Annotated in this window: 5 protein-coding genes; 3 read left to right on the top strand and 2 right to left on the bottom strand. The window is 62.7% G+C overall.

Going from position 1 to position 6461, the window contains the following annotated elements:
* The coding region (locus tag VEK15_32630) for a hypothetical protein (GenBank protein HXV65488.1) at nucleotides 1-1184 on the top strand (1184 nt) is incomplete at its 5' end.
* A gap of 49 nt (nucleotides 1185-1233) precedes the next feature.
* Here VEK15_32630 and VEK15_32635 read toward each other — a convergent pair.
* Together VEK15_32635 and VEK15_32640 are read right to left on the bottom strand one after the other, a co-directional pair.
* Complete coding sequence (locus tag VEK15_32635; protein ID HXV65489.1) at nucleotides 1234-3300, bottom strand: GWxTD domain-containing protein; 2067 nt, start codon at nucleotides 3298-3300, stop codon at nucleotides 1234-1236.
* A gap of 126 nt (nucleotides 3301-3426) precedes the next feature.
* Nucleotides 3427-4314 (bottom strand): MBL fold metallo-hydrolase, encoded by an 888-nt coding sequence (locus VEK15_32640; protein ID HXV65490.1) that lies wholly within the window; start codon nucleotides 4312-4314, stop codon nucleotides 3427-3429.
* Nucleotides 4315-4454: 140 nt separating this feature from the next.
* On the opposite strand from VEK15_32640, the gene VEK15_32645 reads away from it, so the two are divergent.
* Both VEK15_32645 and VEK15_32650 read left to right on the top strand, forming a co-directional pair.
* On the top strand, nucleotides 4455-5705 hold the full coding sequence (locus VEK15_32645) for a hypothetical protein (GenBank protein HXV65491.1): 1251 nt from the start codon (nucleotides 4455-4457) through the stop codon (nucleotides 5703-5705).
* Nucleotides 5706-5764: 59 nt separating this feature from the next.
* Nucleotides 5765-6461: hypothetical protein (locus VEK15_32650; protein HXV65492.1), on the top strand; the 697-nt coding region annotated here is incomplete at its 3' end.

Genomic DNA, 6461 nt, shown 5'->3' on the forward strand with positions numbered 1-6461 from the left:
TCGGTGACAACGTCTCCTGGTCGGGATACTTCCAGGATGCGATCCTGCTGAACGGCGGCGTCTTCACCCGTTTTCCCGACTCCGGAAGCGACAAGCAGTTCTTCTATGACCTCGCACAGCAGAACGGCATCACCGACCTGCAAGGGCTCCGGGACGCGATGGTGGGACTCCTGGAGCAGAGCAACACCGGGGGACCGCTCTTCAACTCGCAGCCTACGGTCGACAACCCGGACCGCATCGCGCCTCACGTCGACACGTTCTCGGTGGGCGTCCAGCACGAGCTTGCCGATAACGTCTCAATCGGAGCGGACTACATCCACACCAAGAACAGCGACATCCGCGTCGCTGTCGATCTCAACCCGTTCTCGTCGGCGGCGGGCGGCCGGCCCAACATCAGCATTCTCGACGGTGAACAGCTCACGAACATGGGGCAGATCCTCTCGTCGATGAACGCCGGTGAGGCCACTTACAACGCTCTGCAGCTATCGCTCCAGCGCCGGTTCCGGGATTCGGCCCTCGGACGCTACAGCGCGCGGGTGTCCTACACCTACGCGAGCCAGAGCGGCAACATGAGGGCTGGCTCCCCCGACACCACCGAGTCCGTTCGCTTCCAGACGCGCACCGAGACCGGATACAACTTCGATACCGGCGCGTGGATCGGCGAGCCTCCCAATCTGAACCTGGACGATCCGCGAAATGTCGACCGGCCTTCGCCCTGGCATCGGGACCACAACTTCGTGGGAAGCTGGAGCTGGGTCGTGCCCCGGACGTCCTTCGGCGGGCCGACGGACGGTCTCTACTTCACCGGAACGTTTCGCTACATGAGCGGGAACCGCTACACGCTCGAGGAGGTCGCGCGCGGCGACAACAACCAGAGGCTGGTTGCGCCCGCGGGAACCTACACCGCGAACATCGACTCGGACATCGCTCTCACGACCGAGTTCGACGGCAAGCAGAACGGAGCCACGCGTCCCGATTTCGCGCGCGTCGACCTCAGCTTCCGCTACGCGATCCCGGTTCATCAGGACTGGTCCCTGACGTTTCTCGCGGACATCTTCAACGTGACCGATCGGGTGAACTGGTCGAACGCCGGCAGCACGCTCGTCACCACGAGCGCATTCCTGATTCCCACGGCGGTTTATCAGCCGCGGGAGTATCAGTTCGGCGTGCGGTTCGAATTCTAAGGGTATGAAAGAGCCCGGCACTTTCGTGGTGCCGGGCTCTTGATTTGTTTCACGGTCGGGAACGGAGCGCGGCGACGCGCTCCTCGACCAGCGGCTGATCCGGATCCATCTCGAGGGAACGCTCGAAAGTAGCGAGCGCGCCATCGGGGTGCCCGCTTCGCTCGTAGCAGTCCGCCAGAGTGTTCAGCAGGGCAGGATAGGGGGGTCTCAACGTCAGCGCTCGCTCGAGATAGCCGCGGCACCTGTCGAAGTCTAGCCGGTGATAGTAGGCGAACCCGAGACCGGCGACGACCTCGAACTGATCGGGATAGCTTTCTTCCAGGGGAGACAGAAGCTCCAGCGTACGACCGATCTTGCCGGAATTGACGAGTGCGGAGGCGAGCTTCCACCGGGCCATCGGGAGATCGGGGTTGTTGGCGGCAACGGCTCGCTCGAGCTCGGCGACACCTTCTTCGAAGCGGCCGACGCCGAGTAGCTGCTCCCCTCTCTCGAGAGCCAGGAGGCCGGCCACGGCTCCGTTGAAACCCTGCCGCGATAGATAGCCTGCCCGGACTACACCGGTCCTCGGCGAGACGACGAGCGGGTCCGAACGCTCGGCAAGGATCTCTCCCGAGTCATCCTTGAGGGACGTCCTCAAAGTATAGCGGCCGGCGGCCGAAAGGCTCGAGAGCTCGAGCCGATCGACGACGAGGCCGTCGGGATAGTGCCCCACCTCCGCCTCGCGCTCGAGGAGGAGATTCCCGAGCTCGTCGAGGAGCTCGAAACGGACGCGATCTTCCGAGCCCGCCCCTCGAGCCTGCATGAGGAGGTGCACGGTCTCACCGATAGCGAAGACCCCGTCGGCCGCGGGATGGACGAGCCAGCTCTCGACCTGGAATGGCCTCACCTCACCTTTGGCGCCAGGCGAGACCATCTCGGCGCGGAATCCGAGCACGACGCTCGAGAGCTCCGGCCGCGCGGGTTCGACGGTCGCCACAGCCACGTCGCGCTCGGCGACCGTGTACTGTTTCAGCACGCGGTTTCTCGCAATGAGACTCAGGTTGTACTTCCCCGGCACGATAGGAAAAGCACCTTGAATCGCCACCGGGGACGCTTGAACCTGCTGGAATTGACTCGGAGTGAGCTCGAAGGGAATTTCCCTCTGCTTGGCCACCACGAGCTTTCCGCTCGCGTCGCGAATCTCGGTATCGAGGTCGACGACGGTGTAGAAGTGAGCTCGATCCTCATCGGTTTCCAGGTTGAAGTTCTGGGGGTCGATCTCGATGCTGTAATGGACAAAGGACGTATCCTCGGGTCCGACGAGAACGGCGAAGGTCGCGCGGCTCGGAACGAAATTGAATGAGTAGTCCGTCGATACCCGGCGACCGTACCGGCGCCAGGCATCGATATAGTCGGTTCGGACCAGACGTTTCGGTGCCTCTTCGATCCGACCGAGAAGCATATCCGTACCCGCCGAGCTGATCGCACCGGCTTCATAAGGGCGCTCCGACGGGTCGAAGGACAGAGAGGCCCGCGCGAGCTCGACCGACACGTCCCGCAGCATCTCGAGAGCCCGCTGATTGGTAGGCGCCCGTGCCTGAGAGTCGATCAGTAGGGCCGTGGGGCCATGGAACGTCGGGTGGTAGAGCTCGAACTCACCCGTGGTATAGGGTTTGAAGAAGAGCAAATAGAAGAAGGGCGGCAAGCCGAGAGTTCGGTCACCGTCGTAGAACCAGAGCTCGATCGGTTGGAGCTCCTCGCGATCGTATCTCTGGATCTCCCGGGGTTCGCCGAGCAGAATGTAATACCGACCTCGATCGGTGCGATATCCCGGGCGGGGGGTTTCGCGCCCGAGCACGTCATTGGCGTACTCGAGGCGACGATACAGCTCCTCCTTGAACTCGTTCCGTAACGTGGCCGGGTTGGGATCGCGCTTTTTCCAGAAAGCCTCGATGAATTGATTCCTGACGTCCGCGGTCTCGATGGAGAGGAAGGCTTCTCGCTCGGCCTCGGTGATGACGTATACGACCTCCTGTTCGAGCCACTTTCGATGCTCGGGAGTGAGCTTTTCGAGCCGATCGTCGGCGATAGCGAAGCTCGCGAGGAACGACAGACAGAGCATCATGGCTGGCGTCATCGGCGAGCCTCCCGCATGAAGTGGATGGTACCCCGAAGAGAAGCAGGCGACAATTCGAGCCGAGCCCGCACGTCCCAACGAATACGAGTCGCATCGGGCGAAGCGCTCCGGGCGTACGCCGCACCCTCACCGCGGGATGTCTCTGGTCTCCCCCGGCGTCAGGAACAAATCGTAACCTCTGAGGTCGGAAGGCCGCTCGTCTGGATTGCCCGACATCGTGACGGGCACGTGCACGCCGACGGCGTGCCCCGGTTTGAGCCGATTATCGAGAACCTGGCGACCATCCTCCGACTGGAAATACCAGTACGGAGGAAATGCCATGTCCGTATGGCGGCGGTCCCAATGCTCGGCGTCGTGAGCGAAATGAACGTCCTTCGTGTCCGCGTCGCCGAGGTGAAGGACGGTCGTCTCTTCGTCGAGGGTTACACGATAGGCGATGTTTTGTACGTCCGAAAGCCTCTCGGGCCAGCCAGTGTGAGGGATCCGGACGGCCTCGATGATCATTTCACCCGCCTCGATCGTAAGGGGTGCGTCCTGGTATTCGAGTGCGATCTCGTTGACGCGATCGAAGATCCCGCGATGGTGCTCCCGGGCGACATCTCTCATCCCGGATACCGCTTGCACCGGTGCATAGAGCTGGATTCCTTTCTGCTCCTCGAGAAGTCGGAGCATATCGGCGGGGGAGAAATGATCCTCGTGATAGTGGCTGATCAGCACGGCGTCGATTCCGTCGAGGGGAGGCTCCCCGGCAAAGAGCGCGTGCTCCAACTCCTCGGGCAGAAGCTGGTATGTTCCGAAGTCGTTTCGGAAGAGCGGATCGAAGACGACCTTGGTCTCACCGCTGGCGATCAAAACGCCTGCATTCGCCAGGTAATGGGCTTTTGCCTGCCGTGCCGCGCCAGGTTCCCCTTCGAGCGAGCCAGTTGGCGGCGGATTGCCCTGCACCCGGCACGCGATCACCCACAGCAGGATCAGCGCCATCGAGGCCATGATTCCACCGACCTTACCCTTCATTACTCAGTTCCTTTCCTTCTGACCCAGCGACCGTCCCGCTAACATTCTAATCAACACCGCCCGCGACAAACGCCAAAAGACCTCGGATTCGTTATCCCGCTAATGGTGTCGGGGGCGCGTTCGGAAGACAATTCCCTCGCATGCTGAAACGACTAGCATTCGCCGGCCTCCTCATCGGGAGCTGTGATGGAAGCCCGTCAGCTCCGAGCCCCGAGTCTCCGCCGGCGACCGATCGCGTCGGCCGGTGGCAGGAGGACATCGATCAGCTCGCGCGCGAGCTTCCGTCGCTTCACGTCGATCCATTCGTGGTCGTGAGCCGGGAGGTCTTTCAGCGCGAGGCCGACTCACTACGGAACGCCGTACCTTCCCTCGACGATCCGGGTGTCGTCGTGGGCATGATGCGTCTCGTCGCCCTGCTGGGCGATTCGCACACGACCCTGGACACGCGCGGCTTCTCCGGGTTCCGGCGTCTGCCCCTGCTGTTCGAGTGGTTCGCCGACGGCATCTTCGTCGTTGCCGCAGGCCAGGGCTTCGAGCGCGCCGTCGGACGGCGAGTCGACGCTGTGGGTGGCGTCTCGATCGACGCCGCTATAACAGCCCTTCGCGAGCTCATCGCTCACGAGAACGAGTGGTGGCTTCGCGTGAGACTCGTGGCGCTGCTGTCCATTCCCGAGGTCCTGGAGGCACGAGGCCTGGTGCCCGACTCCAACCGAGTCTCCCTGGAGCTAACCGACGCCACCGAAGAGTCGCTGGTCCTCGAGGTACCGGCCGTGCCGGAACGTCCTGGTTTCGAGCCCGGGCCAGACCCCCTTCCCCTGTATCGACGGCAACCCGATCTCAACTACTGGCTCGTCTACTTGGAAGACTCCCAGACGGCCTACGTGCAGTACCGGCGTGCTTCCGAGATGGGGTCGGAGCCGTTTTCGACCTTCGCGTCGAGGGTATTGGCGACCCTGGACGCCGAGCCGGCGCGGACCCTCGTCATCGACGTCAGGCACAACACCGGAGGCAACTCGGCGCTTCTCGAACCCCTTCTGCGAGGGCTCGAGGCGCGACCCGAATGGAGCGGCGGTGACGGACTTTACGCGGTGATCGGCAGGTCGACCTTTTCTTCGGGCCTCATCAACGCGTTCGATCTGAAACGACGCACGCGCGCGCTCCTCGTCGGCGAGCCGACGGGAGGCAAACCGAACCATTTCGGAGAGGTGCGCTCCTTTCCACTGCAACACTCCCGTATGCCGGTGACCTACTCGACGCGATTTTTCCGCCTCATCGACGGAACCGATCCGAGCTCGCTTGATCCCGACGTTCGGGTGGAGCTCACGTCGACGGATTTTTTCGACGGGCGAGACCCGGTCCTGGAAACGATTCTCACGCTCGCCGGAAACTGAGCCCGCGCCGAGCGCGATGTGCCTTCAATCATGTTACGGTATCTCCGCCGAGCATCCGGGTGTGGTTTGAACGCGCGCTCCTCCTAGCCTTCCTGGCGACGAGCGCGGCGTATTTCCTGCTCGACCCCGCCGAGCCCGGCTTCGTCCCCTGGATACTGCTTTATTCGGCACAGTTCGCGATCTACGCGGCGCTCGCTTGGCGAAGCCGGAACCATGCGATCCCTCTAGGACCGGTCGTAACGACCGCGCTCGTGTGCCGCGTGCTTCTCTGGTTCACCGACCCAGTGCTAGAAGCCGACTATTATCGCTATCTGTGGGACGGCCACGTCATGTCGTCGGGCGTGAACCCTTACCTTCACCCTCCGGAGGCTCCGGAGCTCGACGCGCTCGAGACCGACTATCGGTTCTTCGTAACCTGGTCCCACGTCCGCACGATCTACCCTCCGCTCGCTCAGTATTTCTTTCTTTTGTCCCATACCATCGCCCCTGACTCGCTTCTCGGGTTGAAGATCCTTCTCACGATTCTCGACGTTCTCACCGGCATCCTCGTATCGCGCTGGCGAACGGACGTGGCGCTTCTGTACTGGCTCAACCCGCTGGTGCTCAAAGAGGTCGCGAACTCGGCCCATGTCGACGCGCTCCCCATGTTCCTGACGACGCTCGCCGCCATCTGGATGAGCCGCGGCGTGAAACGGCAGGGGGCGTGGATCGTTCTCGCGCTGGGCGTGGCCGCGAAGCTCTATGCCGTGCTCCTCG

The sequence above is a fragment of the Vicinamibacteria bacterium genome, assembly GCA_035620555.1.
GTDB lineage: Bacteria > Acidobacteriota > Vicinamibacteria > Marinacidobacterales > SMYC01 > DASPGQ01.